This is a genomic window from Citrobacter sp. TBCS-14 (assembly GCF_005280805.1).
GTDB classification, from domain to species: domain Bacteria; phylum Pseudomonadota; class Gammaproteobacteria; order Enterobacterales; family Enterobacteriaceae; genus Citrobacter; species Citrobacter gillenii.
This window is the reverse complement of sequence record NZ_SZWM01000774.1, coordinates 1-1,494: the sequence shown is the minus strand read 5'-3', so window position 1 is coordinate 1,494 and position 1,494 is coordinate 1. Positions and strand designations below refer to the sequence as shown.

At 33.1% G+C, this 1,494-nt stretch carries 2 protein-coding genes; both read right to left on the bottom strand.

Features of this window, described 5'->3' with window-relative positions; all coding sequences use genetic code 11:
* Window positions 1-429 precede the first annotated feature (429 nt).
* The gene (locus FDX22_RS21245; RefSeq protein WP_036851127.1) at window positions 430-744 is read right to left on the bottom strand and encodes a hypothetical protein; all 315 of its coding nucleotides are present in this window, start codon (window positions 742-744) and stop codon (window positions 430-432) included.
* A gap of 84 nt (window positions 745-828) precedes the next feature.
* A complete protein-coding gene (locus tag FDX22_RS21240) occupies window positions 829-1,338 on the bottom strand; it encodes a hypothetical protein (protein ID WP_036851125.1) in 510 nt (169 codons plus the stop codon).
* Window positions 1,339-1,494 lie beyond the last annotated feature (156 nt).

Sequence of the window (1,494 nt, the reverse complement as noted above, 5' to 3'; positions counted from 1 at the left end):
CTCCTCCGAAGATGTCGTATATCGGCTTGTCTGTGCCAAAGTTCTGTTTGATAATCTCAACTATTTTCTTGCTTATCTTTTTCTTGCTTCCTTGGTATGGTAATCCAATAGGTTTACCTTTTCTGATTTTCTTCTCGTCTAAACTAAGCATTATTTATTGTCTTTCTAGTTTGGTAAAATTTATTCCAGTTTTCTATAAGTTCCAGCAACTTAGGTTCATCATATTCGGTAAATAGTTCAACCTGTGATGTAAACCAGCAGTGTAGACAGCGATCGCAACTATAACAGATGTTCACGTATCCTCTACAATCTTTGCAAACTCCTAAACCATTACTCATTGGTATATCGAAGCAGTGGCAATATCTTTTGTCATTAAAGTATTTTTGTTTCATTGTTACCTTTCTAGTTTATTCTATACCTTATTATAAGCTATTTCTTTTTATTTATCAAGCGATAAGTCCCATAGACTACTAATAAAATAATTGTTATTATAAATAGCGGTGGAATGAATACAGTTATCGCAAACCAAACAATAGATATTAAAGTATAGATCATGATTTTTAGTATTAATTTACCAGCAGGAGTTTCTTGAAAGGTTATATCCTCATCTAATGATGAATCATCTTCTTTCGAATTGCCGTAAAATATTTTGTCTTCATTTACTTCGTACTTGTTACCGCAATAATCACATTTACCATTAGTGAAACTTGAAGACCCACAGGTTACGCATTGTATTAAAATCATTTTATTACCTCCTTTCTTTAACTATATGTATTATTATATCAAAAAAGCTCTAAGCTGTCAAGCCTAAAGTTTTTATTCTTAATATTATTGTTCTTTCAATTTATTCTTGAACCAAATGATTCGTTCTTTGAACCAAGCGTCAACTCCTTCAGGACGTAGCCATTTACCTTGTTTAACTCCATTCTTTTCCATGAACTCAATCACTTTAGTTGGAGTTTCTGGTTCGTCCCACATATTATATTTTGCTGAATGGTATTTACTAAACATTTCAAGCGTTTCGATGTAGCTATCTTTCAGAAGTTCCGTGTCAAGCAATTTTTGGGCTTTCTCAGCACGTTTAGCAAGTCGTTCGTTAACTTGTTCCAGTTGTTCCTTTTGTCGCTGTAAGCTCAAATTATGGTTAATATAAGCAATTTGCTGTGCATGTCGTCCAAGTTTGCCTTGTGTATTAAGCTCGATCAGTTTAGCCATTCCCTCGCCAAGAATTTCATCAGCCACAAAGTTATGTTTATATTTTTTATTTGTGTTGCGTACATAGTTGTCAAGCGTTTGTTTAATTTTAAGTTTTTTGTGTAGCTCTCTTAATGTTGTCAATTTAATACTCCCTCATATATTTTACCAAACTTTAAAGCGTTAATTTTAACTAACTGCTTCAATTCTGATATAAATTGCTGTTCTCCGTCAAAGTCAAATGGCATTGATACGTTTTCCTTGATCCAAGCGAAAGCTCCGTCAAAGTCTTGTCTTAAT

Bases quoted from the DNA above. Each gene is read 5' to 3' on its own strand.
- FDX22_RS21245 (WP_036851127.1), bottom strand. From the start codon at position 744: ATGATTTTAATACAATGCGTAACCTGTGGGTCTTCAAGTTTCACTAAT.